Source organism: Enterobacter cloacae complex sp. 402C9 (assembly GCF_050030745.1).
Taxonomy (GTDB): Bacteria; Pseudomonadota; Gammaproteobacteria; order Enterobacterales; family Enterobacteriaceae; genus Enterobacter; species Enterobacter intestinihominis.
Genome location: NZ_JBLGUW010000001.1, coordinates 1,693,120 through 1,716,431 on the forward strand (window position 1 = coordinate 1,693,120; position 23,312 = coordinate 1,716,431).

The following is a 23,312-nucleotide window of genomic DNA, read 5'->3' on the forward strand; positions in this document are numbered from 1 at the left end:
GTGTACGCTGAACAAGTCCGATCAGTTCGCACTAAACCAACTTAACCAGCGTAACGGCCACGGATAACGATGACGAGCATCCTGCTGTGTCGCCTGAGCTATACGTTCCTGAATGGTCTGCATCAGGGTTGTCTGGCCTTCGCCGTCCCAGACCAGGTTTGTCAGTAAGGGTAGTGCATCCTCAACCCCTTCGATGGCCCAGACAGTGAATTGTTCCTGCTCTACCGCATCCAGAATCGCCTGGCTCAGGCTCAAATGGCGAGCGTTAGGTGCCGGAATAATCACGCCCTGTTTGCCGTTTAAACCGCGCTGCTGGCAGATTGCGAAGAAGCCTTCGATTTTCTCATTCAGTCCGCCCACCGGTTGGGCACGGCCAAACTGATCCACGGACCCGGTAATCGCAATATTCTGGTTAATCGGCACGTCTGCAAGCGCGCTGATCACGGCGCACAGCTCTGCCATTGAGGCGCTGTCGCCGTCGACTTCACTGTAGGACTGCTCAAAGGTCAACGAGGCAGAGAAGGGGATCTGCTGCTCGAGCTGAAGTTCAGACATCAGGAATGCCTGCATGATCATCATGCCTTTGGCATGAATGTTTCCGCCCAGTTCGGCCTTGCGTTCGATATCGGTAAATTCGCCGTCACCAATGTGTACGACACAGCTGATACGGGAAGGCTCACCAAAGGCGCGTGGGTGCCCGGGGAACTCGATGACGGACAAGGCATTGATTTGCCCGATACGTTCGCCTTCGGTCTCCACCAGAATCTGTTCAAGCAGAATTTCATCCTGCATACGGTCAGCAAGATAGCCTTCGCGCCATTCACGCTGGGCCAGCATCTGGCTCAGTTGCTCACCGTTGAACGTACCGTTGCCGCTGATAACGCCCACTTCACGCAGTTGTTTGCCGATCCAGAGCGGACAGAGCGGCAGGGTTTCCTGATCGCCGGTGTAGCGTACGGCCTCGCGGATTAAGCCCGGCCACGCATCCTCGGCAGGTGAGGGCAGCGCGAAACGTTCCGCCACGGCCATAACCCACTGACACCACTGCGCCATGTCATCGGCATCTGCAATCTGAATATTGTCTTCAAATTCGCTGTAAACCGCCTGCTCCGCGAGTTCTGGCTCCATTTCCTGGAAGTCAGCCAGGGATTCACGGTCACCCGTCAGCACGACGGTCAGCGACAGCGGCATAGACGGAATGGAAACAGGCAGAGGACGTGACTCGTCGAAGCCTACCCAGTCAAAACGTTGCTGCGTCACCACCGTTTTCAGGCGCATCCACAGCAGCGGCTGCGCAAGCAGTGTGCGAAGGGAGATGAGCAATACGCCGCCATTCGCGCGGTGTACCAGCCCGGGTTGCAGTGAAACATCGCCATTGAACTGACGAAGGCAGCCGAACAACTGTTCTGCTTCCACCCAGTTGGCGGTGATCACCTCGCCTTTTGCAGCGAACAATCCATCTGCCTGCGTGGCAGGTTCGAATGTCACGTCGCGACCGGCAATATGATACTGACCACCAAAAACGGCATTCGTTTTTGGCTGCAACTGGCGCATGGCATCACCGAGAAGCGTCAGATACTCGGCTTCTTCCGGGGCTTTGAGCAGCATGAAAGGAGATGTAGCCCATGGGGATGACATCTGCTCCAGCGCGTAATGCAAACGCGGTTGTGTCTCGCTAAGTATGAATTTGTGTTCTTTTGTGAGGTCTGGCTGTGCAAACAGCTCCTGATAGCTCTCGGTATCCGGAACCAGGTCATGCCATGCAAGTTTCGTAATGGTCAAAGTTGATGTTTTTTAGTCAGAAGTAAAACCGTGGAGTATACCGTAAGCGGCGCACTCTGCCCAATCAGGATTCGGGTTTTCGTCATGCGGATCGCCTGCGACGTTTCACAGGATATGATTTCTTTTCAGCAGATTGCCAAAAAACTGATATTCTGAACAGAGTTACACGGTAACACTGAGATCGCAATGAAATATCAACAACTGGAAAACCTCGAAAGCGGCTGGAAATGGAAGTACCTGGTCAAAAAGCACCGTGAAGGGGAGCTGATCACCTGCTACATCGAAGCCAGCGCGGCACAAGAAGCTGTGGATATGTTGCTGACCCTCGAAAACGAACCGGTACAGGTCAACGGCTGGATCGAGAAACACATTAATCCGGCCTTGTTAAACCGGATGAAGCAAACTATCCGAGCTCGTCGTAAACGGCATTTCAATGCCGAGCATCAGCACACCCGTAAGAAATCCATCGACCTGGAGTTCATGGTCTGGCAGCGTCTGGCCGGGCTTGCGCAACGGCGCGGGAAAACCCTGTCGGAAACGGTGGTGCAGCTGATTGAAGATGCCGAGCACAAAGAGAAGTATGCCAGCCAGATGTCGACGTTGAAAAACGATCTACAGGCACTGTTAGGTAAAAAATAAGCTTTTTACTTTTCTTCAGATAATAAAAAACCCCGCATGGCGGGGTTTTTTTATAAGACGATAACTTATGCCGCAGGCTGAGTTACAACGTCTTTGATACCTTTAACTTCGATCTCTACGCGACGATCTGGTGCCAGGCAGTCGATCAGTGCAGCGCGTGGTTTCACGTTGTCACAGGTAGAACCGGTAACTGGGTTAGATTCGCCCATACCACGTGGGGAGATCTTGTTAGCTGGGATACCTTTAGATACCAGGTAATCAACTACAGACTGAGCACGTTTCTCAGACAGACCCTGGTTGTAAGCGTCAGAACCGATACGGTCGGTGAAGCCCAGAACCACTACAGAACCGTCTTTAGGATCCAGGTTGCTCAGCTGGGTGTACAGCTGATCCAGTGCCTGCTGACCTTCTGGTTTCAGGGTAGCTTTGTTGAAGTTGAACAGAACGTCAGACTTCAGAGTGAAGTGCTTGGTCTGTACTTCTGGCGCTGGAGCCGGAGCTGGAGCTACGACTGGCGCATCTTCCTGCTGACCGAAACGGTAAGAAACACCAACGCTCAGCATGCCGTTGTCTGGACGTACGCCAACGGTAGCACCGTCACCGATGTTGTTAACCCACTGGTATTCCAGACGGGTAGCGATGTCACGGGTCATTGCCCACTCAACGCCACCAGCGAATACTGGGGAAACACCAGTGTCGTGGTCGTCACCAGCGATGCTGTTGCTGGAGTCTGCACGCCATACCATGCCGCCCAGACGGGTGTACACGTCCAGATCGTCAGTTACTGGGTAACCCAGTTTAGCGGTCAGCTGTACGCCTTGAGCTTTGAAAGCGCCATTTACGTTGTCGCCTTTGTAAGGCATACGACCTAACCAGTCGTAACCCATTTCAAAGCCAACATACGGGTTAACCTGATAGCCACCGAACGCACCTGCACCCAGCTGGCTCTCGTGAGTAGGGCCATCGTTGTTCAGGCTGCTGTTGTACCAACCGGTGTCATGGAACTGAGACCAGCCCAGTTTACCACCTGCATACCAGGTATTATCTTTCGGAGCGGCCTGCGCTACGGTAGCGAAGCCAGCCAGTGCCACTGCAATCGCGATAGCTGTCTTTTTCATTTTTTGCGCCTCGTTATCATCCAAAATTTGCCATGAATATCTCCATCGGAGGAATCACGGTTAAATCCTTCACCGGGGGGCGTGGTCAAATATAAACCTACCGATATCTTCGGCTTAGGCCGAGCACCCCTGGCGATGTAAAGTCTACAACGTAGCTGAAAACTTACAAGTGTGAAGTCCGTCAGGCATATGAAAAAAAAAGTTCCGTATACCTAATATTTAACAATTTTTGAACGAATTTTGTGCAGTAAAATTAACGAGAACCGCGTCAGACAAGCCTTGCCGCAGTTTTGGCGCGTTGAACTTTTTTTGCATACTGCGGTCGAAAAAAATTCCAGGAAAACTCTTAAAATGACTCAATGGTACACATTTGAGTGAATTTTTAGCCCGGGATGTTGTCCTCTGCGATAGGAATCTCCACGAACTGGCCGCATGATGAAACCCATCGCGTTACCTTCTTCAGCCGCTTCAGTCAGACGCAAATGTTCCTCTTGCGACAGATCCTCAGGCAACCACCCAATCACGACGCTATAGTTCCCGGTACGTAATGCCCGGACCATCGACTCGACCGTATCGCAAGGGGAGAGTTGATTAATCTGCATCACCTTCGCTAACGGCAGCCCAGCCGACTGAACCCATTCGCGACTTAATTTTTGCTGTGGCGTCAGCCAGAGCTGCCAGCGAGACTGTTGCCCGAGCTGCTGCAAAAGCGGCAGGAGTAAGAGTTGTGTCAACAGCGGCTGGTCTTCACGGTAAACCACTTCACTGATAAGCCCTGTCGATTCACGCCCGATAGAATTCTGCGCAGCATTGCCTGCGGCAGAAGTAGAAGGTGTTAAGTGATTTGCATAGCCTGAAGTGTACATATTCATTCCAGCCCTGTAGTTACTGTATGGATATACAGTAACCCCTGTATGCATAAAGATCAACCTCATTTTCGGAAAGCGACTCGCAAATTTCATCCATTCCTGGTGAACCTGAAAAAATCATCTTGCCCAACGGCAATAAGTTGCCTATTTTCCTGCTAACGGATCCGTTAGTAAGAAATATCGTTGTTACTGTATGATTTTTAATGGAATTATCATGAAAAAGATATCTTATGATCGGATTTATCAATCTCAAGAATACCTCTCTCCGCTGGGCGAAATTCATCATCGCGCCCTGTTTGGCGGTTATACCCTGGCCGTGGATGAAGCGGTGTTCGCGATGGTGTCTGACGGTGAGCTGTACCTTCGCGCCTGTGAGCAAAGTGCAAAATACTGTGTAAAAAACGCCTCTTCTTTTCTGACCCTGATGAAACGAGGACGTCCTGTGCTGCTTAATTACTACCGTGTGGATGAAGGTCTGTGGCAAAACAGGGAAAAACTGCTTCAGCTCTCCTCGTTTGCGCTCGATGCCGCCAGGAAAGAGCGCTACCAGCGCCATCAGCGTAACCGGCTTAAAGATCTGCCGAACTTGACCTTTCAGATTGAGGTCCTGCTTATGGAGGCGGGCATTACTAATGAAGAGACGCTACGACAGTTGGGGGCGAAGACGAGCTGGCTGAAAATGCGCTCTAAGAATAAAGCGCTGAGTATCCGGGTATTGTTCGCGCTTGAAGGCGCGATTGAAGGGTTACATGAAGCGGCACTCCCGGCGGATATTCGCCGGGAGCTTACGGAGTGGTTTAATGCGCTGCCTGAGTCGCAGGGCCATCATTCCGCCAGGTAGCGATCTGCTGTCGCAGCCGACAAATTTCCGGCAGCAAAGCGATAAGCAGGCCAATTTGCTGAAGGACCAGCGGAGCTTTGTTGTCGGTGCCTGGATCAAGGTGTGCGATACGTTGCACCAGTTCATCCAGTGCCTGGTGAACCCGTGGCTCATCCGCAGGTTGATGATGAAGCGCATCATCAACGTAGCAAACGGCATCGTCCAGCAGTGCCAGGATGCCCGGATTCGTCAGTTTCTCTCGGTGGGCGCCAAGGGTAGAGATATAGCTGGTGAACGTGTGGTTCAGACACAGAAGGCGGAAGGCTGTCTCCCGGATTTCTGCCGTGGCGCGCGGCTCAGTTGACATATTCGAGACAACGGAAGCCAGCTCTGCGTCAGTGTTATGCGCATCGCGACGGGCAATCCGATAGGCCAGACGGTTATCGCGACCTTGATGGTACTGCTCAAGAATAGCGTCCAGATAGCGGCAGTTGGCGTTCATTGCTCTGTCGGACACGCGCGGTAAATTTCGGAAACGCCAGTCCGGCCAGATAAAGCTCACCGCCGCCCAGGCGATGGCGCAGCCGATAAGCGTGTCGATCACACGGGGGAGGGCCACTTCAAAGCCTTCACCCAGCAGATTGAAGCAGAGCAGAACCAGCAGCGTGATGAACATCGTGGCGTGGGCATACTGCACATTGCGGAAGGCGAAGAACAGTACCCCGGTAATCACAATCAGGATCAGTTGCCCTTCTACTGAAGGCACAAAATAGAGCACCGGCAGCCCGATGGCGACCCCGACTAACGTCCCGACAATACGCAGCGCGAGTCGATGGCGGGTAGCGTTATAGTTCGGCTGGCAGACGAACAGGCTGGTCAGCAGGATCCAGTAGCCGTGGAGCAATCCTGTTATCTGGATAAACGCGTAGCCAACGCACAGTACCAACGACATCCTTACCGCATGGCGAAAGAGGGCGGATTCCGGCGTAAAATGCCGGCTCAGGCGCAGCCAGATATCGCTGAAGCCGTTCAGACTGTCGTCGGCAAGCTGGTTGTCAGCGTCATTGCCCGGCATCGCCATCGCCTGTTCAGACTCAATGGTGGCGAGCTGAGCATCGATGGCTCTCAGGTTGTTGAGCAGGAATCCCAGGGCTTTGAACTGTTCCGGCGAAGTTCCACTGGCCTGAACGCGATCGAGCGCCGCATCCAGGTGGCTGAATGCGCGTTCAAAGCGAGGATCGTGCTGATAGGGCGTGCGCAGCAGTATTGAGCGCGCAAGTTGCTGGCAGGCTTGAGACTGCATCGACAGCAGACGCTGGAAACGGAACATCACGTCGCTGTAGCGGAATTTCTCGCGCAGGTCAGCGTATTGCACATGCGAGGAGCTGGCGCGCTCGTGAATATCCTGGGCAACAAAGTAGTAGTGCAGGGTGCGCCGGGTACCGCGCTGACCGCGATCGCCGCGCAGACGGGTGAGCAGAGACGCTTTGGTCTGATTCAGCGTGGCGACCAGTTGGCCATTTGCCAGCGCCAGATCGTACAAGGGCGCCTGGCTGTCCTCTTCGATATCCGGATCAAACAGCCGGGATTTCAGCTCCAGATAGTGGGCCAGCTGTTCGTAACTGCGGGCAATGTTGTCCTGTAAGGCACGAACCGGAAAAATAAGATGCCCGGTTAAGGTCAGCAGGTTATACCAGATAGCGCCCAATAGCAGCAGGACCGGTTGCTGATACCACTGATCGTAAAGAGAGACGCCCAGCATGGTGTAAATGGCAATCAGCAGGGCGCCAAACGCGATAGTGGCATAGCGTTGCCCGAGGCCGCCGAGCAAAATGAAGCCGCTGGTGGACACCGTCAGCCCTAAGGCAAACAGCCAGGGCCACGGGAAAAGCAGCTCAACGGAGGCGGAAGCAATAAAGAAGCAGACCAGCGTGATGACCAGATTACGCAAACGACCGGCCAGGCGGTCGTCGAGATCCGCCAGCGCGCCGGCCACCACCCCAAGCGTGAGGGGGATGGTGAGCTTCACATCATTCAGCCACCACGGCAGAGCGACGGTGCCGCAGAGGGCGATAAATATCCTGACGTTATACAGCCAGTTACTGTTCCATGTATAGCGACGAAGCAGGGGGCTTAGCATGAGAGCGGCCAGTCCTTATTACTGAAAACGACGACGGGCATTGGCTTCACGCGCGGCTTGCGCCACTTCGACCGGAACAACTCGGCGTCCTACCGGCCACAGGGCGATGGTGGCAATTTTGAAATTAGCGAGGCCAACCGGAATGCCAATAATCGTAATGCACTGGGCGATACCGGCGAAGATATGCATCAGACACAGCCACCAGCCAAAGAAGATTAGCCATAAAATATTCAGCAGCGTGCCGCCGGTATTCATCAGGGCATTTTTTCTTTCCGGCTCCAGTTCATCCACGTGTATCGCTTCATTTCCATAAGGAACGAGGGACAGTTTGGTGATTTCCCAGCAGGAGCGCGTCAGCGGAAGGGTGAAGATAAGCACGATGCTCACCAGGGTGGCAAAAAGCCAGGAAAGGGTGGTGGCAAAACCGCCAAGGACAAAATTCAACACATTCAGAACGGTACGCATAAACCCTCATTTCCTTCGATATGATTAACGCCCGGTGATTGTAACGTTTTTTTGGGCTGGAGCACCTTAAAACTGGCAGTTAAACTGTCTGACAAATTATGACCTCGTGGATCCGGCAGGATATGGAACTGAAAGCAACTTCAATGGGCAAACGCCTGGCGCAGCACCCTTACGACAAGGTTGTGCTTCTTAATGCGGGAGTGAAAGTCTCCGGTGAACGCCACGAATACCTTATTCCGTTTAATCAGCTACTGGCCATTCACTGTAAACGAGGGCTGGTATGGGGGGAGCTGGAGTTCGTTCTGCCGGCAGAGAAAGTGGTGCGACTCCACGGGACCGAGTGGGCGGAAACCCAACGCTTCCACCATCATCTGAACATGCGCTGGCACCAGTGGAGCCAGGAGATGAGCGTGATTGCCGCACAGGTGCTGCATCAGGTGCTGGACGATATCGCGCTAAGCAATACGCAGCAGAAGTGGCTGACGCGCCAGCAAACCGCCGGGCTTCAGCAAAAAATCACCCAGGCGCTGACGGCATTGCCTTTACCGGTGGCGCGGCTTGAGGAATTTGATAACTGTCGCGATGCGTGGCGGAAGTGTCAGGCCTGGCTTAGCGATATCGAGAAAAGCCGTCTGGCGCATAACCAGGCCTGGACTGAGGCGATGCTTACGCAATATGCCGATTTCTTCAGTACGGTGGAATCATCGCCTCTCAATCCTGCCCAGGCGCGCGCAGTGGTGAATGGCGAGCACTCTTTACTGGTGCTGGCAGGCGCAGGGAGCGGCAAAACGTCGGTGCTGGTGGCGCGCGCGGGCTGGCTTCTGACAACGGGCGAGGCAGTTGCCGACCAGATTTTGCTGCTGGCTTTTGGTCGCAAGGCGGCGCAGGAGATGGATGAGCGCATTCAGGCGCGTTTGCATACTCAGGATATCTCGGCGCGCACGTTCCACTCCCTCGCTTTACACATTATTCAACAGGGCAGCAAAAAAGTCCCTGTTGTCAGCAAGCTGGAGAATGATGCTCAGGCTCGCCAGGCGCTGTTTATCAAGGCATGGCGTCAGCAGTGCAGTGAAAAAAAGGCGCAGGCGAAAGGTTGGCGTCAGTGGCTTGAAGAGGAACTCAACTGGGAGGTGCCGGAGGGCAGCTTCTGGCAGGATGAAAAGCTGGCGCGCCGACTGGGCTCTCGTCTCGACCGGTGGGTAAGCCTGATGCGCATGCACGGCGGCTCTCAGGCGGAGATGATAGAAAGCGCACCGGAGTCGATCCGCGCCGTGTTTTCTAAGCGGGTTAAACTAATGGCGCCGATGCTGAAAGCGTGGAAAACTGCGCTGAAAGACGAAAACGCGGTCGATTTTTCCGGGCTAATCCATCAGGCCATTATCATTCTGGAGAAAGGGCGCTTCGTCAGCCCGTGGAAACACATTCTGGTGGATGAGTTTCAGGATATTTCGCCGCAGCGCGCTGCGCTGCTTTCGGCGCTGCGGGCGCAGAATAAACACACGTCGCTGTTTGCCGTGGGCGATGACTGGCAGGCTATCTACCGCTTCAGCGGGGCGCAACTTTCCCTCACGACGGCCTTCCATCACTATTTTGGGGAAGGCGATCGCAGCGATCTGGACACCACCTACCGCTTCAACTCGCGGATTGGTGAAATTGCCAACCGTTTTATTCAGCAGAACCCGCATCAGCTGTCGAAGCCGCTTAACAGCCTGACGTCGGGGGATAAAAAGGCCGTCACGCTGCTGGCGGACGATCAGCTGGAACCGCTGCTGGATAAACTGAGCGGCTATGCGAAACCGGATGAACGGATTCTGGTCCTGGCGCGTTATCACCACCTCAAGCCGACGGCGCTGGAAAAAGCGGCAACGCGCTGGCCAAAACTACAGCTCGATTTTATGACCATTCACGCCAGTAAAGGGCAGCAGGCCGACTACGTAATTGTGGTGGGGCTGAAAGAGGGGAGCGACGGTTTCCCGGCACCGGCGCGGGAATCCGTGATGGAAGAGGCGTTATTGCCTGTTCCGGAAGATTTCCCGGATGCAGAGGAGCGGCGTTTACTGTACGTGGCGATAACCCGCGCGCGGCATCGCGTGTGGCTCTTGTTCAACAAAGAGGAGCCGTCAGTGTTTGTCGATATTTTGAAAAGTATTGACGTGCCGGTGGCGAGAAAGCCGTAACGCGCCGGGCAAATTCTGTAGGCCCGGTAAGCGCTGCGCCACCGGGCAAAAAACTACTTCAGTCTCTCCGCAAGATAACGCTGATAATCCGGGATCAAAATCTCCACCGGATCGTTAAACTGCGGCGATTCAATGATGAAATCTGCCGTTGAAAGATTGGTGGCTACCGGAATGTTCCATACCGTCGCCAGACGCAGCAGCGCTTTAACGTCCGGATCATGCGGAACCGCGTTCAGCGGATCCCAGAAGAATATCAGAACGTCAATTTTACCTTCCGAAATCTGAGCGCCGACCTGCTGGTCACCTCCCATCGGGCCGCTCAGCATGGCATTCACTTCCAGACCGGTTTCGCGGTGGATCAGGTTGCCGGTTGTTCCCGTGGCAGAAAGGGCATGATGCTGTAAAAGAGGCTGATGGCGACGAACCCAGTTAAGCAGCATTTGTTTACAGTGATCGTGCGCAACCAGAGCAATGTGCTTGCGCGCCGGAAGTGTGCGTGTTGTCAGTTCCATAATCTTATCCGTGAGGTTACCTCGCTACACGATGACGGGAACTGACTGATGCTGCAAGAGAAAGGACGAAAAAATGTGGCTTACGACGAAGGTTGTCGTTTCGCCCATTGCAGAAAACGGGCGCGCGTGTCCGGATCGGCATTCTGGAACCAGAATTTGAGGCGTTGCTCAGTAAGGGTCTGCGACTGAGGAGGGAGTACATCCAGCTCCGATACGCCCGAAAGCAGGGTACTGTCATCCGCCATCATGGTGGCGAACTGGGGCAGGGAGGCGCGCCTGCTGGCTCTGTTATAGATCTCCGTGTCCGCTTCGTAATCTGTTCCTTTTGGCCTTTTTGTCAGCGCCAGGATATCCAGCTTTACCGGGATGGGCATAGAATCCCCGTCCACCAGCTCAATGCGCGGTGAGGCATCAAATGCCAGTGACTCTTTTTCTGTTTCAAGGTGCGGGAGACGAAAATTGACCTGGCTGATGCGTTGGGTATTAAAGCTGACCACCAGCGGAGGCGAAATGTACACCTGCTGTTCGTTGTCGGCGAGGCGAATCGTCTTTTCAACCCGAAAAACCACCTGATGCGGGCCATTATCCAGCTCGATGCTGTCTGCGCCCCGCAGCAGGGAGCTGGAGACTTTTTTCCCGTCCAGCACCAGCAGGTCAATGTCGGTTGAGAGTCTGAGGGTGGTTGCGAAAACACAAACCGGCATGATTAACGCAACCACAGCCCAGGCAATGCCGGTTTTCATAGCAGACTCCTGTAGACAAACTACCTGGTAAGAATGTATCAAAATTTTTCGATAAACACGTTTACTAACATATAGACATATTCTGCCGTTTTGCCCTCATACTTCTGTATGGGATGCGTGGTTGAGATGTCCGCTTTGACGTACACTTTGAAAAAAACCAGGAGGAACAGCATGAAAGAGAACGACATTGTCGAGATTCTGACGTCCACGCGCACTATCGCGCTGGTCGGCGCCAGCGATAAACCGGATCGCCCAAGCTATCGGGTCATGAAATACCTTCTGGACCAGGGATATCACGTGATCCCGGTCTCGCCTAAGGTGGCGGGGAAAACGCTGCTGGGTCAGCAGGGCTATGCGACGCTCGCGGACGTGCCGGAAAAGGTGGATATGGTGGACGTTTTCCGTAATTCAGAGGCGGCCTGGGGCGTGGCGCAGGAGGCGATCGCCATTGGCGCGAAAACGCTGTGGATGCAGTTGGGCGTAATTAATGAGCAGGCAGCCGTGCTGGCACGCGATGCCGGGCTGAAAGTGGTGATGGATCGCTGTCCGGCAATCGATATTCCCCGTCTGGGGCTGGCAAAATAAAAAAAGCCCGTTTTACGGGCTTTTTTACACCTTTAGTTACGCAGTCTTGGCGCCTGTAACTGTTTGCGGATGGTCTGAGCAAGCTCGTCCATAGTGGGTTGTTCCGGATGCTCATCCTGTAGTTCACCACTCAGCTGCGCTTCGGCAAGATAGGTATGGACAGGCTGACCATCGTCGCCCTCCATAACCACATGATACCAGGGCGCGGCGCGAAGCTCTGCGTCAACGGCCAGATCGTCTGCTGACGGTTCATCAAGGGAATACTCCGGGTCGATATCCACGACCACACCCAAATATCCAAGCAAGGTGTGGCGGACCTGCTGGCCGATACCGAATTTGCTGGCAATCATAGTCACCTCCCGGGAAACATTACATACACACTATGTGCGGGCAATATTTCTCTTTTCAAGTTACATGACGCGACAGGCAAACCCTTTCAGATACAGCCCTTCCGGGTAGGTAGCGATCACCGGATGATCGGCGGCCTGACGGAACTGCTCTATAAATTGTACATCACGACCCGCATCTATTGCGGCATCGGCGATGATTTTTTGGAATAAATCTGTCGTCATCAGGCCAGAGCAGGAGAACGTCAGCAGAACGCCACCCGGGTTCAGCAGCTGGATCGCCAGCATGTTGATGTCTTTATAGCCACGGCAGGCGCCCATCAGCTGGCTTTTATTTTCTACAAACTTCGGCGGGTCCATCACGATAACGTCAAATTTCTCGCCCTGGTCGCGGTATTTACGCAGCAGTTTGAACACGTCGTCGCGCACAAACTCCGCTTTGCTCAGATCCAGCTTGTTCAGCTCAACGTTCTGTTTCGCCACATCCAGCGCTTCCTGTGAGGTGTCGACGCTCACAACCTGGGCACAGCCGCCCATCAGGGCAGAGACCGCAAAGCCGCCGGTATAGGAGAAGCAGTTCAGCACGCGCTTATCGGCAACGTACTGGCGCGTTGCCAGACGGCTGTCACGCTGGTCGAGATAATAACCGGTCTTATGGCCGCCCTGGATGTCCACCAGCAGCTTCATGCCGTGCTCCTCGATAGGCAGCAGGGCAGGCGGCAGTTCGCCGGTGACCGGGCCCTGCGTCAGCTCCATGCCCTCTTTTTTACGTACCGCCACGTCGCTGCGGTCGTAAATGGCACATTCCGGGAACAGGGTTTGCAGGGCGCTAATTAGCGCGGCACGCTGGTATTCCGCCCCGGCGCTCAGCAGCTGCAACACCAGGAAATTGCCGAAGCGGTCAATGGTCACGCCCGGCAGCCCGTCGGATTCACCGGCAATCAGACGATAGCTGTCCAGCCCGTCACGCTTTGCCAGCCACTCGCGCCACTGCTGCGCCTGTTGCAGACGACGGACAAAGAAGTCGATATCGATGGCTTCTTCTTTATCGAACGTCCAGACGCGCGCGCGGATCTGAGATGCAGGCGAGTATGCGCCGCGTGCTAACCATTTCCCCTGATGGTCAACAATATCGATGGTTTCACCGAGGCTGGCTTTACCTTCCATGCGGGCAACCGCGCCGGAAAAGACCCAGGGATGGCGGCGCAGTAATGACTTCTCGCGCCCTTTGGCTAACACTAAACGTACACTCATAATTTGCTATTCTGTCGATTCCAATGAAATGGCCGCCATTTTCCCGACTTCAGCGAGGAAATGCAACGCGCCAGTCGGATAAGGAGAAGGATGATGTCAAATGTATGCACCATTGCCTGGGTCCATGGCCTTGTACAGGGCGTCGGATTCCGCTACAGCACCCAGCGCGAAGCCCTTCAGCTCGGACTGACGGGGTATGCGCGTAACATGGATGATGGCAGCGTGGAGGTTGTGGCCTGCGGTGAGGCGGATCGGGTAGAGAAGCTGGTGGCGTGGCTGAAAGCGGGCGGACCGCGCAGCGCGCGGGTTGATAAGGTGCTAACGGAACCGCATCAACCCGGCCGGGAATACGCTGACTTCAGTATTCGCTATTAAATGCATTTTACCGGCTTTGGCAGGCCGGCAATTTTTGTCGCCTGTTTAGCCGGGCCTTTCGGAAACAGGCGATACAGATAACGGCTGTTGCCTTTCTCTTCGCCAAATTTATTCGCCATGGCTTTGACCAGCATGCGGATAGCCGGAGAGGTGTTGAATTCGAGGTAGAATTCGCGCACAAAGCGCACCACTTCCCAGTGTTCCGGGGAGAGGGTAATTCCTTCGTTTTCCGCAATTTTCTCCGCCAGCGCTTCGCTCCACTGGCTGCTCTCTTTCAGATAACCGTCGTTATCGGTTTCGATCTCTTTGCCTTCAAAACTCAACATATTCATTCACGCGTTAGTCAAAAACCGCCTCAGTCTACCAAAAAAACAAAGCCCCGCATAAGCGGGGCTTTGTTCACAGCACGGTGAGTTAATCGCGGCTGGCGAAGCCCAGGATGCTCAGCAGGCTGACAAAAATATTGTACAGCGACACATACAGGCTCACGGTGGCGCGGATATAGTTCGTCTCACCGCCGTGAATGATGTTGCTGGTTTCATACAGGATTGCGCCGGATGAAATCAGGATAAACACCGCGCTGATTGCCAGATGCAGAGCAGGCAATTGCAGGAAGATGTTCGCCAGCATACCGACCAGCACAATCACGATACCCGCCATCAGCATACCGCCGAGGAAGGACATGTCCTTACGGGTGGTCAGCACGTAGGCCGAGCAGCAGAAGAACACCAGCGCGGTACCGCCCAGCGCCATACCAATCACGTCGCCCATTCCGGCAGACAGATAGGCGTTCAGGATTGGCCCCAGGATGTAGCCCAGGAAGCCGGTGAAGGCGAAAGCGGAGAGAATACCCACCGGTTTATCCGCGGTTTTATAGGTCAGGAACATCAGACCATACATACCCACCAGCGTCAGGATCAGGCCCGGAGAAGGCAGCATCAGTACGGTGCTGGCCGTCGCGGTGATCGCCGAAAACGCCAGCGTCAGGCTGAGCATGAAATAGGTATTGCGCAGCACCTTATGGGTGCTGAGTAGCGATGTGCGGTCGCGTGAAGAAGTAATTATACGATCCATGAGTCACTCTCTTATGACAGATGTAATTAGCGCAAAGAATAGGAAACGGCGCGGCAGACGCAAAGTGGTTTTACCCATCTTTACTCAGCCTCTTAGGGATTATGCTGGTTTTTTATTCTGGTAAAGCCTTTGTACTCAGAATGAAGTGCGGTATGCAAGGCGTATTCAGATCAACCTCTTATAGGTCACTGAAAAATATTGCGTTATTTCCCTAAGGCCGCTAAGAGTTATTTCCGGATCGTCATAAAAACAGACAATAAGGCGAAGGAAATGAAACCACAAACACGCATGCACTTTACGCTCTCTTTGTTAACCGCAGGGGTCCTGTGCGCCAGCACGGCAACCTGGGCGGCTAACGTGCCAGCAGGAACCCAGCTGGCAGATAAGCAGGAACTGGTCAGGAACAACGGCAGTGAACCCGCCTCGCTCGACCCGCATAAAGTCGAAAGCGATGTCGAATTCAATATTATCAGCGATTTATTCGACGGGCTGGTCAGCGTCTCTCCGGCAGGTGAAATCCAGCCGCGCCTGGCGGAGAAATGGGAAAATAAAGATAACACCGTCTGGACTTTCCATCTGCGCCCGGGCATAACCTGGAGCGATGGCACCCCCATCACCGCGGAAGATATTGTCTGGAGCTGGCAGCGACTGGTCGACCCGAAAACCGTCTCTCCGTATGCCAGCTATCCCGGCAGTATGCGTATCGTCAACGGCACTGATATCGCAGAAGGCAAAAAAGCACCCGAGTCGCTGGGCGTGAAAGCCATCAATGACACCACGCTGGAAGTGACGCTCACCCAGCCAAATGCTGCTTTCCTGGCGATGCTGGCTCACCCGTCTCTGGTGCCGATAGATAAAGTCCTGGTAGGTCGTTTCGGTGATAAGTGGACCAAACCGGAGCACTTCGTCAGCAGCGGGGCCTATAAACTGTCACAGTGGGTGGTGAACGAACGCATTGTGGCGGTGCGAAACCCGAAATACTGGGATAACGCACATACCGTCATCAACAAGGTGACCTATCTGCCCATTTCCTCCGAAGCCGCTGACGTCAACCGCTACAAAGCGGGCGAAATCGACATCGCCTACACGGTGCCGATCAACCAGTTTGCTCAGCTGAAGAAAACGCTGGGGAACGAGCTGGACGTATCGCCGCAGCTTGCCACCTATTATTACGAATTCAACACCACCCGGCCGCCGTTCAGCGACGCCCGCGTGCGTAAGGCGCTGAATCTGGCGCTGGATAAAGATATTATCGCCGGGAAAGTTTTAGGGCAGGGGCAACGCCCGGCATGGCTCATCAGCCAGCCGGATATTGGCGGCGTCAAGTTACAGAACCCTGATTACGCCAGCTGGCCGATGGATAAACGCATTGCCGAGGCGAAAAAACTGCTGGCCGAAGCCGGATTTAATGACAGCCATCCGCTCAGCTTTAATCTCCTCTATAACACCTCGGAATCGCACCAGCGTATTGCGATTGCCGCCAGCTCGATGTGGAAGAAGAACCTCGGCGTAGAGGCGAAGCTGCAAAACCAGGAGTGGAAAACCATGCTTGATACCATGCACACCCATAACTTTGACGCGGTGCGCTACGCCTGGATTGCTGATTACGATGACGCCGCAACCTTCCTGAATAACTTCCGTACCGGTGACAGCCAAAACACCACTCAGTACAGCAATCCGGAATACGATCTGGCTCTGGTGAATGCGGCGAAGGCGAAAACGGCGGAGGAGCGCGGTAAGTTCTACCAGCAGGCAGAAGATCTGCTGGGGCGCGATGTGCCGGCGATCCCTGTCTATCACTACGTGCGCACGCACCTGGTGAAACCGTGGGTAGGGGGCTTCACGCCGGATAAGCTTGGCTACTACTACACCAAAAATATGTACATCAAAAAGCACTAACGATCCGCGGTGGATATTATGCTGGTAAAACGGCCAATCTGTTGTCTATTCAACCGATTAAACGCATTTTGGCTATTTTTAAAGCGAACGAATGCGCGCACCCTTTACAGCGCGCGGTGAGGTGTTTATAGTTCGCTTCACTTAGGAAGCGTGGCCGAGCGGTTGAAGGCACCGGTCTTGAAAACCGGCGACCCGAAAGGGTTCTAGAGTTCGAATCTCTACGCTTCCGCCAAATTCGAAACCCCTGCGATAGCAATATCGCAGGGGTTTTTGCTTTTGTTCTGGCTCTCCGCCATGTTACCCATGTTATAGCTTATCGTGATCCCGGCGTCGGCCTTACAGACCTGAGCTTTTACGCACCAGGTATCCGCGATGTTCGAGGGCGTCAGCACCGCTTCGGGCGCACCCGTGGCTGCGATCTGCCCGGCCTTCAGGAGGATCAGACGCTGGCAATAATTGGCCGCAAGATTGAGATCGTGCAGTGCAACCACCACCGTAAGCGGCAGCTGTGAAACGAGCCGCATCAGCTCCAGCTGGTGCTGAATGTCCAGGTGGTTTGTCGGTTCATCGAGCAACAGCACCTGCGGCTGCTGGGCCAGCGCGCGGGCTATCTGACTTCGCTGTCGTTCTCCGCCTGACAAAGAGTGCCATCGCCGCTGGCGTAAGCTGCATAACTGCATCAGGCCAATCGCCTGTTCAACCGCAGCCTCATCGTCGCGCGTGGTTCTCTGGAATGTTTTCCGGTAGGGCGTACGCCCCAGCCTGACAATATCCTCAACGGTCAGTTCCCCGTCGATCTCAGCATGTTGCGGGACAAACGCCATGTGCTGCGCCCGTATTTTCAGCGGCATCAAGCCAAGCGTTGTGCCATTAAGCGCAACACGTTCGCTGTGTCGTGGAAACAGCCCGGCGAGGCAGCGCAGCAGCGTCGACTTGCCTGAGCCGTTTGGCCCTAACAGGCCGACAATCTGCCCGGATGGCAGGTCGAGATCGATATCCTTAAGCACCGTCTGCGCCTGTCGGGTTACGGTTAACCCGGCCACTGTTATATTCATGGATGCTCCTTTCGGTTTTGATAAAGCAACGCCACAAAGACGGGGGCGCCCACCAGCGCAGTCACCACCCCGATGGGCAGAACCTGGTGCACGATCAGCGTGCGTGAGACGATATCGGCAAGGATCATAAAGTGGGCGCCGATGAGAAACGTCAGCGGGATCGAGCGGCGATGGCCCGGCCCGCATAGCATGCGCGTCACATGGGGAATGACCAGCCCGACAAACCCCACTGCGCCTGTAGCGCTCACCAACGTGGCGGTGACAACGGCACAGGTCAGCAATAAGACAATACGCACGGCGGTAACCGGGATCCCCAGCGTGGTGGAGACCTCATCCCCGAAGGTGAAGGTGTCCAGCGCCCGGGAAAAGAGCAATACCACCAGTAAACCCGCAAGCGTAACGGCCAGAGCCAGCAGCGCGTCAGGCCAGCGCACGCCGCTCAGACTCCCCATCAGCCAGAACATGACGCTACGGGACTGCTCGGGATTGGCGGACGTGCTGACGACGTACGCGGTCATGGCGTTGAAGAGCTGGGTGCCCGCAATACCGGCCAGCAAAATGCGCGACGGGCTTTCACTCATGCCGTTTGTAATCACCATGATGAGCGCAAAGGCGGCGCAGGAGCCGACAAACGCACCGCTGCTCACGCCAATCACGCTTCCCCCCATGCCGAGAAGCATCACGCAGACGGCCCCCAGCGAGGCGCCCGCGGAAATCCCCAGCAGATAAGGCTCAGCCAGAGGGTTACGCAGGATCGACTGTAACACCAGCCCGCACAGCGCCAGGCCACCGCCGCTGCACGCGGCCATCACTGCCCGGCTCATGCGATATTGCCAGACGATACCCTCCTCCGTTTGTGGCAACGCATAAGAGGTCAAACCCAGTCCGTTGAGGATCGCTTTCCCGGTACTGGCATACGACACCGGCATATCACCGATACTGGCGGCAAAAACCAGCATTAGCGGCAGCGCCATGACGCCTGCTGCCAGTAAACCTTGCTGGCGGCGGTCAAAAGCGAAATGACTCATTGTTCATCCTGGAAAGAAGCCAGCCGATCGCTGATAAGCTCAACCGCATCGACGTTACGTAATGAAGGGTTTAACGACATTGCCGGCACCACAATAATGTGGTTGTTCCTGACCGCAGGCATGTTCTTCGTCACCGGGTCATTACGCAAGAATGCTTTTTTTACTTCAACGTCATCGGCAGGGTAGAGCCTGCGGGACATCCCGGCGATAACAATCACGTCCGGCTGCGACTGGGCAATATGTTCCCAGGTTACAGCCGGCCATTCGTCATGAGAGTCAATAATGTTCTTCAACCCCAGCGTGCGGCTGATCCAGCCAGGCGCGCCGTAATTCCCCGCCACCCAGGGATCGCCATTCAGACGGCTACTTGAGAACCAGAATACGACGCGAAGCGGTTTCGCTGAGACGCGCCCCTGGGCCTTTTTGATACGTTCCGTCAGCGTATGATTAAGCTGCTCACCTCGCGCGGAAACATCAAATATCGTCGCCAGATCTGTCACTTCCCGTGTGATTTCGGCCAGCGAAAACGGCGCGCTACGTGCTCCGTCTGCGTTTGACTTTTCCGTCACCGCTTTATCCGTGCAGTCGGCAGGAGAGATCCACGTATTAATCCCCATCGAGGCAAACTGCTCACGGGTGCCCACTTCTCCCTGCGGACCAATGTGCCAGTGATACTGCGCGAGAACGAGCTCAGGTTTCTGTCCCACCACGGCTTCAAATGAGGGGGAATTATCTGCAAGCCGGGGGATATTTTTCCCGGCATCTGCCAGCGGATCCGGGAGCTTGCCGAACCAGACCGACGTTGCGGCGATCTTTTTCTCCAGCCCCAGTGCGAGCAGTAATTCTGTTTCATGCTGTCCCACGGTCACGACGCGCTGAGGAGCCTGCGCAAAGGTCTGCTTTACGCCGCAATTTTCAATCGTGAGGGGCCATGAGGTTGCTGAGAAAGCGGCAGGCGCCGTGGAGAGCAATAAAGCCAGAAATAACCCTTTTTTAAGTAACATAGAACACAATCCCAAATTGTTATGTTATAACATGATACATATATTGTGATTGAGAGCAACACGCTCACCGTCGCTTGTTGCAGAAACGAAAGGCTGGACTATTCTCAACATACCCACCTGGCATTCGCGGGTTGCCTGAAAAACAACAAGATTTCTGATTTGGGGTAGTGAGGATGAAAAAGATCCTGCTCGCGTTTGCGTTCTGTTTTGCCTCCCTGAGCGCCTTCTCATCGTATGCCGCTGAGCCCCGCCAGGCGCCTTCTGAGCAGGAGCGCGCCCGGACGGTCTATATTTTTCATCAGCCGATCGTCATGCTTCAGGCGAAATTTGGCCTGACCACGCCGGAGGAGCGCGTTTTACGCATCCGCAACACCCTGCGCAATTTTACCGAGGCGGACGTGCGTGAGCCGCTCACTATCGTCCCCGTGACCCGCTATAACCAGCAGGGGCGGCTGATCGTGATGAACGGTAAGCCCGTGATGCTGCTGACGGAAGGGGATTTGGACGAAGGGGACGATCTCACCCTCGATCAGGCCGCGCAGCGCGTGCTGGCGCGCATGGAAGCGCAGAGAATGGCCCTGCGCGATCAATACGATACCGGTTGGCTGGCGCTGTCGACGGTAAAAGCTGCCGCTGGCCTGCTGGCGCTTTTGCTGCTCTGCTATGGCGCCTGGCGATCCTGGCGCTGGTTTCGACGCGTCTACCGTCTGCGTATTGTGGAGAATCGCAGCCGGGTGCCGCAAAGCTGGCGGCGGTACATTGGCGCCATTGAGATTCGGCTTTACGCCTTGCTGATGTTCCTGCTGGGTTTGATTGGCTTTTACGTCTGGCTGAGCTGGGCATTTAGTCTGTTTCCGTGGACGCGGGTGTGGGGCACGTCGCTGGGAGACTGGTCGCTTCGCGTGGTGCAGCAAATTGCCCTGGCGATTGTCTCGGCTTTGCCGGGGCTGACGATTGTTCTGATCATTTTCCTCATTACCGCTTTTATTCTGAAGCTGCTGAGGATGGTGCTGAATCAGGTGGAGGCTGGTCGTCTGCAACTTCCCGGCGTACATCCGGAAACCGTGGGGGCAACCCGTAAGCTCATTTCCGTCGCCGTCTGGCTATTTGCTCTCTCCGCTGCCTGGCCGTTTCTCCCCGGCGCAAACTCACTGGCGTTTAAAGGTATTAGCGTCTTCTTCGGCCTGATGTTAACGCTGGGTTCGGCAGGGGTGATGAACCATGCCATGAGCGGTCTGGTCCTGATTTACTCCCGCGCACTGCGTAAAGGCGATGTCATTCGGGTGGCGGATAACGAAGGTAAGTTCAGTGAAATAGGCATGCTGGCGACCAAAATTATTACCCGGGAAAATTATGTCGTTACCGTGCCCAATGCGGTGGTGGTGAGCGGTAAGATCACCAACCTTAGCGCGCTACAGCCCGATGGCAGCCTCAATCTGACGGTCAGCGTCACTATTGGTTATGACACCCCATGGCGTCAGGTGCATGCCATGCTGGAGCTGGCCGCGAAACGGGCAAAAGGGATTGATCTTTCCGAGCCGCCGCTGGTGCGCCAGTTAGGGTTAATGGACTGGTATATCGCCTACGAGTTGCAGGTTCGTCTGCTGCCCGACCAGTCCCTCGCGGTTGCCCGCAATGAACTGCATAGCCAGATACAGGATGTGTTTAACGAATTTAACGTGCAGATCATGTCTCCGAATTTTGTTATGCAGCCAGAGGGCAGCGTAATGGTTGCCAAAGAGAACTGGTATACCGCGCCCGCCAAACCCCCTCAGGGCGAAACCTGAGGCCCCGGTTTTCACGTGGTAAGGCAAAAGATCACAGTTTCTGATCGACAATCGCCGATTTTATACGGGTCATCGCCAGAATGTTTTTTGAACGCATATTCAATTTCTCGAGGATCCTCACGCGGTAGGTGCTGGTCGTTTTTTGTGACAGTTGCAGCTTTTTCGCGATTTCATGATTTTCCATATGGAAAAGCTTTAGCACGTCATATTCGCGTCGGGTAAAGGAGTGTGTCCTGAGCGCCCGATAAAAACGCATCAGCTGCTGAAAAGGGTGAGCAGTAAAATGCATCGACGAATAGATAATATTATCAATTCTCACCGCGCTGTTGGCTTCTATCTCATGCATCAGGACAATGTAATCACGCTTGACTTTTTTGACCTGCTGAATGGTTTTATTGCGTAACTTATCCTGTTCAATCGCAATGATAAAATCCAGCTCAGGATCGACCTCATAAAGATGGTGAATATCCTCCTCATCGCGAATTAAATGGGTAGATGTCAGTGAGCTTGAGACACCGTGGCAAAGGTAATAGTTATCGCTGATAAAAATAAAATTCATAATTAATGGGCAGGGTTTTAGATAAAATTCATTAAAAATCTAAGAGGCTTAATCTGTAGTATTTTCTGCCAGACAGCGGCGAGGTCGACGACCCCTGCCATCGACAGCAGAACCAGAATAATCAGCAGCGTAGATAGCGTTATCGCAAACATAAAACGCGTAATTTTTTTCTGCATTTTTTGCTGATGCGTTACCCGCTGGTCCTCTTTTTCATACTCGACCATGGTGGTAATAGCCTGGCCCTGCACGTAGTACACCTTACCCTCTTCGCTGAGATCGCCCGTGATCACGAGCGACTCAAGTAAGAGCGCGATTTTTCTGCTAAACGACTCATTTTTGATATGTTTATACCAAAGTGTGCCGTAAAGCATGGCGATCACTTCCCGCTGGGTGAAACCAGACGAAACGCGCGAAGGGCGCTGGTTGACGTAGTCGGTCACCAGCAGCCTGAGCAAGTTGTAACGGTCCCGGCTGATGGTTTCTGAATCAGATTTCAGGCCAGAAATACAGCGCCCTTTCAGACGAGCAAGGGCCGTTTTTAAGGTGATGATTTTCGTATAATGGTCAAAGGCAAACGGGATAATGCCTTTGTAAGCCTGAAACCCATTGCGCTTATAGTGAATGATTTCAGCCTGCATTTCGCTGATATCTTCCACGCTCATACTGACATCTTCGCTTTTATGCATCGGGCAGAGCACAACGTTGCTGCTTTCGTGCTTCTTCAGAATATAACGCGTATTGTCGGCATCTTTTAAGTACACCAGAAAATAGTCATGCGGGTTGTTTTTTTGCGCACCGTTCTGGATCAGCCACGGCAGAAATTTACGCCAGAGAATAAGTCTGTAGTTATCGGTATCGAATAATTTCATGAAAAATCTCTTATCGCAGTGACCTGCGTGAATAGGGTCTTACAAGGGCATATTGAGGTGGTAATGTTGCACGGATAAGCTGCGGTGTATGAAAAAGAGTCTAGATCACAAACTTTCATTCTAATAAGTTTATGTGATGTAAAAATAAATGTTTACATTTTAGCCAGCCGATGACGAAGAAGTGATCGGAGCGGAAGGGAATGAGGCAAGA

The 23,312-nt window shown here is 54.1% G+C and carries 23 protein-coding genes and 1 tRNA gene; 8 read left to right on the top strand and 16 right to left on the bottom strand.

What is annotated here, in order from left to right; translation table 11 throughout:
• Positions 1-21 precede the first annotated feature (21 nt).
• Entirely contained in the window at positions 22-1,782 is a 1,761-nt protein-coding gene (locus ACQG1K_RS07975; protein WP_367074738.1) for a Lon protease family protein, read from the bottom strand.
• A gap of 186 nt (positions 1,783-1,968) precedes the next feature.
• Here ACQG1K_RS07975 and matP point away from each other — a divergent pair, with 186 nt between their 5' ends.
• Positions 1,969-2,421: a macrodomain Ter protein MatP gene (gene matP / locus ACQG1K_RS07980; protein ID WP_006809347.1), complete on the top strand. Its 453-nt coding sequence runs from the start codon at positions 1,969-1,971 to the stop codon at positions 2,419-2,421.
• A 65-nt stretch (positions 2,422-2,486) separates the two neighbouring features.
• Here the strand turns inward: matP and ompA are convergent, their stop codons facing one another.
• Both ompA and sulA read right to left on the bottom strand, forming a co-directional pair.
• Positions 2,487-3,539 (bottom strand): porin OmpA, encoded by a 1,053-nt coding sequence (ompA, locus tag ACQG1K_RS07985; RefSeq protein ID WP_017694761.1) that lies wholly within the window; start codon positions 3,537-3,539, stop codon positions 2,487-2,489.
• A 356-nt stretch (positions 3,540-3,895) separates the two neighbouring features.
• On the bottom strand, positions 3,896-4,405 hold the full coding sequence (sulA, locus tag ACQG1K_RS07990) for an SOS-induced cell division inhibitor SulA (RefSeq protein ID WP_032610196.1): 510 nt from the start codon (positions 4,403-4,405) through the stop codon (positions 3,896-3,898).
• Between the two features lie 217 nt (positions 4,406-4,622).
• Between sulA and ACQG1K_RS07995 the strand changes: the two genes are divergently transcribed.
• Positions 4,623-5,249 (top strand): TfoX/Sxy family DNA transformation protein, encoded by a 627-nt coding sequence (locus ACQG1K_RS07995; RefSeq protein ID WP_023299743.1) that lies wholly within the window; start codon positions 4,623-4,625, stop codon positions 5,247-5,249.
• On the opposite strand, the gene yccS is transcribed toward ACQG1K_RS07995, so the two are convergent.
• Together yccS and ACQG1K_RS08005 are read right to left on the bottom strand one after the other, a co-directional pair.
• Positions 5,206-7,368 (bottom strand): YccS family putative transporter, encoded by a 2,163-nt coding sequence (yccS, locus tag ACQG1K_RS08000; RefSeq protein ID WP_367074740.1) that lies wholly within the window; start codon positions 7,366-7,368, stop codon positions 5,206-5,208. The two genes, ACQG1K_RS07995 and yccS, sit on opposite strands and share 44 nt — an antisense overlap.
• A gap of 18 nt (positions 7,369-7,386) precedes the next feature.
• A complete protein-coding gene (locus ACQG1K_RS08005) occupies positions 7,387-7,833 on the bottom strand; it encodes a YccF domain-containing protein (protein ID WP_023299745.1) in 447 nt (148 codons plus the stop codon).
• A 122-nt stretch (positions 7,834-7,955) separates the two neighbouring features.
• Between ACQG1K_RS08005 and helD the strand changes: the two genes are divergently transcribed.
• Entirely contained in the window at positions 7,956-10,010 is a 2,055-nt protein-coding gene (gene helD, locus ACQG1K_RS08010) for a DNA helicase IV (RefSeq protein WP_023299746.1), read from the top strand.
• Between the two features lie 53 nt (positions 10,011-10,063).
• On the opposite strand, the gene mgsA is transcribed toward helD, so the two are convergent.
• On the bottom strand, positions 10,064-10,522 hold the full coding sequence (gene mgsA, locus ACQG1K_RS08015; RefSeq protein ID WP_003858146.1) for a methylglyoxal synthase: 459 nt from the start codon (positions 10,520-10,522) through the stop codon (positions 10,064-10,066).
• Between the two features lie 80 nt (positions 10,523-10,602).
• Complete coding sequence (gene csgI, locus ACQG1K_RS08020) at positions 10,603-11,265, bottom strand: curli synthesis inhibitor (protein ID WP_023305822.1); 663 nt, start codon at positions 11,263-11,265, stop codon at positions 10,603-10,605.
• 171 nt (positions 11,266-11,436) lie between these two features.
• On the opposite strand from csgI, the gene ACQG1K_RS08025 reads away from it, so the two are divergent.
• Complete coding sequence (locus ACQG1K_RS08025; RefSeq protein WP_006809337.1) at positions 11,437-11,850, top strand: CoA-binding protein; 414 nt, start codon at positions 11,437-11,439, stop codon at positions 11,848-11,850.
• 32 nt (positions 11,851-11,882) lie between these two features.
• Here ACQG1K_RS08025 and hspQ read toward each other — a convergent pair whose 3' ends face one another.
• Both hspQ and rlmI read right to left on the bottom strand, forming a co-directional pair.
• On the bottom strand, positions 11,883-12,200 hold the full coding sequence (gene hspQ / locus ACQG1K_RS08030; protein WP_003858136.1) for a heat shock protein HspQ: 318 nt from the start codon (positions 12,198-12,200) through the stop codon (positions 11,883-11,885).
• Between the two features lie 60 nt (positions 12,201-12,260).
• The gene (gene rlmI, locus ACQG1K_RS08035) at positions 12,261-13,451 is read right to left on the bottom strand and encodes a 23S rRNA (cytosine(1962)-C(5))-methyltransferase RlmI (protein ID WP_023299749.1); all 1,191 of its coding nucleotides are present in this window, start codon (positions 13,449-13,451) and stop codon (positions 12,261-12,263) included.
• A gap of 93 nt (positions 13,452-13,544) precedes the next feature.
• Between rlmI and yccX the strand changes: the two genes are divergently transcribed.
• Complete coding sequence (yccX, locus tag ACQG1K_RS08040) at positions 13,545-13,826, top strand: acylphosphatase (protein WP_003858131.1); 282 nt, start codon at positions 13,545-13,547, stop codon at positions 13,824-13,826.
• Here the strand turns inward: yccX and tusE are convergent.
• The gene (gene tusE / locus ACQG1K_RS08045) at positions 13,823-14,152 is read right to left on the bottom strand and encodes a sulfurtransferase TusE (RefSeq protein ID WP_003858129.1); all 330 of its coding nucleotides are present in this window, start codon (positions 14,150-14,152) and stop codon (positions 13,823-13,825) included. The two genes, yccX and tusE, sit on opposite strands and share 4 nt — an antisense overlap.
• Before the next feature lie 88 nt (positions 14,153-14,240).
• Complete coding sequence (gene yccA, locus ACQG1K_RS08050; RefSeq protein WP_003858127.1) at positions 14,241-14,900, bottom strand: FtsH protease modulator YccA; 660 nt, start codon at positions 14,898-14,900, stop codon at positions 14,241-14,243.
• A gap of 270 nt (positions 14,901-15,170) precedes the next feature.
• On the opposite strand from yccA, the gene ACQG1K_RS08055 reads away from it, so the two are divergent.
• Both ACQG1K_RS08055 and ACQG1K_RS08060 read left to right on the top strand, forming a co-directional pair.
• Complete coding sequence (locus ACQG1K_RS08055; protein ID WP_367074745.1) at positions 15,171-16,799, top strand: ABC transporter substrate-binding protein; 1,629 nt, start codon at positions 15,171-15,173, stop codon at positions 16,797-16,799.
• Between the two features lie 144 nt (positions 16,800-16,943).
• A tRNA-Ser gene (locus tag ACQG1K_RS08060) sits at positions 16,944-17,031 on the top strand.
• Here the strand turns inward: ACQG1K_RS08060 and ACQG1K_RS08065 are convergent.
• Genes ACQG1K_RS08065 through ACQG1K_RS08075 form a run of 3 tightly spaced genes read right to left on the bottom strand, consistent with a single transcriptional unit; the run spans position 17,018 to position 19,886 of the window.
• On the bottom strand, positions 17,018-17,854 hold the full coding sequence (locus ACQG1K_RS08065) for an ABC transporter ATP-binding protein (protein ID WP_367074746.1): 837 nt from the start codon (positions 17,852-17,854) through the stop codon (positions 17,018-17,020). The genes ACQG1K_RS08060 and ACQG1K_RS08065 overlap by 14 nt on opposite strands.
• Entirely contained in the window at positions 17,851-18,882 is a 1,032-nt protein-coding gene (locus tag ACQG1K_RS08070) for a FecCD family ABC transporter permease (RefSeq protein ID WP_426720884.1), read from the bottom strand. The genes ACQG1K_RS08065 and ACQG1K_RS08070 overlap by 4 nt, the downstream gene beginning before the upstream one ends.
• Positions 18,879-19,886: an ABC transporter substrate-binding protein gene (locus ACQG1K_RS08075; RefSeq protein ID WP_154051640.1), complete on the bottom strand. Its 1,008-nt coding sequence runs from the start codon at positions 19,884-19,886 to the stop codon at positions 18,879-18,881. The genes ACQG1K_RS08070 and ACQG1K_RS08075 overlap by 4 nt, the downstream gene beginning before the upstream one ends.
• 173 nt (positions 19,887-20,059) lie before the next feature.
• On the opposite strand from ACQG1K_RS08075, the gene ACQG1K_RS08080 reads away from it, so the two are divergent.
• Positions 20,060-21,673, top strand: coding sequence for a mechanosensitive ion channel family protein (locus ACQG1K_RS08080; protein ID WP_426720883.1), 1,614 nt, complete (start codon positions 20,060-20,062; stop codon positions 21,671-21,673).
• 31 nt (positions 21,674-21,704) lie between these two features.
• On the opposite strand, the gene ACQG1K_RS08085 is transcribed toward ACQG1K_RS08080, so the two are convergent.
• Complete coding sequence (locus ACQG1K_RS08085; protein WP_023305829.1) at positions 21,705-22,232, bottom strand: helix-turn-helix domain-containing protein; 528 nt, start codon at positions 22,230-22,232, stop codon at positions 21,705-21,707.
• Between the two features lie 17 nt (positions 22,233-22,249).
• Positions 22,250-23,101 (bottom strand): hypothetical protein, encoded by an 852-nt coding sequence (locus ACQG1K_RS08090; RefSeq protein ID WP_023299756.1) that lies wholly within the window; start codon positions 23,099-23,101, stop codon positions 22,250-22,252.
• Positions 23,102-23,312 lie beyond the last annotated feature (211 nt).

What these genes read in the sequence shown, in the direction of transcription:
- matP (WP_006809347.1), top strand. Translation starts at nt 1,969, where the DNA reads ATGAAATATCAACAACTGGAAAACCTCGAAAGCGGCTGGAAATGGAAG.
- ompA (WP_017694761.1), bottom strand. Translation starts at nt 3,539, where the DNA reads ATGAAAAAGACAGCTATCGCGATTGCAGTGGCACTGGCTGGCTTCGCT.
- sulA (WP_032610196.1), bottom strand. Translation starts at nt 4,405, where the DNA reads ATGTACACTTCAGGCTATGCAAATCACTTAACACCTTCTACTTCTGCC.
- ACQG1K_RS07995 (WP_023299743.1), top strand. Translation starts at nt 4,623, where the DNA reads ATGAAAAAGATATCTTATGATCGGATTTATCAATCTCAAGAATACCTC.
- yccS (WP_367074740.1), bottom strand. Translation starts at nt 7,368, where the DNA reads ATGCTAAGCCCCCTGCTTCGTCGCTATACATGGAACAGTAACTGGCTG.
- ACQG1K_RS08005 (WP_023299745.1), bottom strand. Translation starts at nt 7,833, where the DNA reads ATGCGTACCGTTCTGAATGTGTTGAATTTTGTCCTTGGCGGTTTTGCC.
- helD (WP_023299746.1), top strand. Translation starts at nt 7,956, where the DNA reads ATGGAACTGAAAGCAACTTCAATGGGCAAACGCCTGGCGCAGCACCCT.
- mgsA (WP_003858146.1), bottom strand. Translation starts at nt 10,522, where the DNA reads ATGGAACTGACAACACGCACACTTCCGGCGCGCAAGCACATTGCTCTG.
- csgI (WP_023305822.1), bottom strand. Translation starts at nt 11,265, where the DNA reads ATGAAAACCGGCATTGCCTGGGCTGTGGTTGCGTTAATCATGCCGGTT.
- ACQG1K_RS08025 (WP_006809337.1), top strand. Translation starts at nt 11,437, where the DNA reads ATGAAAGAGAACGACATTGTCGAGATTCTGACGTCCACGCGCACTATC.
- hspQ (WP_003858136.1), bottom strand. Translation starts at nt 12,200, where the DNA reads ATGATTGCCAGCAAATTCGGTATCGGCCAGCAGGTCCGCCACACCTTG.
- rlmI (WP_023299749.1), bottom strand. Translation starts at nt 13,451, where the DNA reads ATGAGTGTACGTTTAGTGTTAGCCAAAGGGCGCGAGAAGTCATTACTG.
- yccX (WP_003858131.1), top strand. Translation starts at nt 13,545, where the DNA reads ATGTCAAATGTATGCACCATTGCCTGGGTCCATGGCCTTGTACAGGGC.
- tusE (WP_003858129.1), bottom strand. Translation starts at nt 14,152, where the DNA reads ATGTTGAGTTTTGAAGGCAAAGAGATCGAAACCGATAACGACGGTTAT.
- yccA (WP_003858127.1), bottom strand. Translation starts at nt 14,900, where the DNA reads ATGGATCGTATAATTACTTCTTCACGCGACCGCACATCGCTACTCAGC.
- ACQG1K_RS08055 (WP_367074745.1), top strand. Translation starts at nt 15,171, where the DNA reads ATGAAACCACAAACACGCATGCACTTTACGCTCTCTTTGTTAACCGCA.
- ACQG1K_RS08065 (WP_367074746.1), bottom strand. Translation starts at nt 17,854, where the DNA reads ATGAATATAACAGTGGCCGGGTTAACCGTAACCCGACAGGCGCAGACG.
- ACQG1K_RS08070 (WP_426720884.1), bottom strand. Translation starts at nt 18,882, where the DNA reads ATGAGTCATTTCGCTTTTGACCGCCGCCAGCAAGGTTTACTGGCAGCA.
- ACQG1K_RS08075 (WP_154051640.1), bottom strand. Translation starts at nt 19,886, where the DNA reads ATGTTACTTAAAAAAGGGTTATTTCTGGCTTTATTGCTCTCCACGGCG.
- ACQG1K_RS08080 (WP_426720883.1), top strand. Translation starts at nt 20,060, where the DNA reads ATGAAAAAGATCCTGCTCGCGTTTGCGTTCTGTTTTGCCTCCCTGAGC.
- ACQG1K_RS08085 (WP_023305829.1), bottom strand. Translation starts at nt 22,232, where the DNA reads ATGAATTTTATTTTTATCAGCGATAACTATTACCTTTGCCACGGTGTC.
- ACQG1K_RS08090 (WP_023299756.1), bottom strand. Translation starts at nt 23,101, where the DNA reads ATGAAATTATTCGATACCGATAACTACAGACTTATTCTCTGGCGTAAA.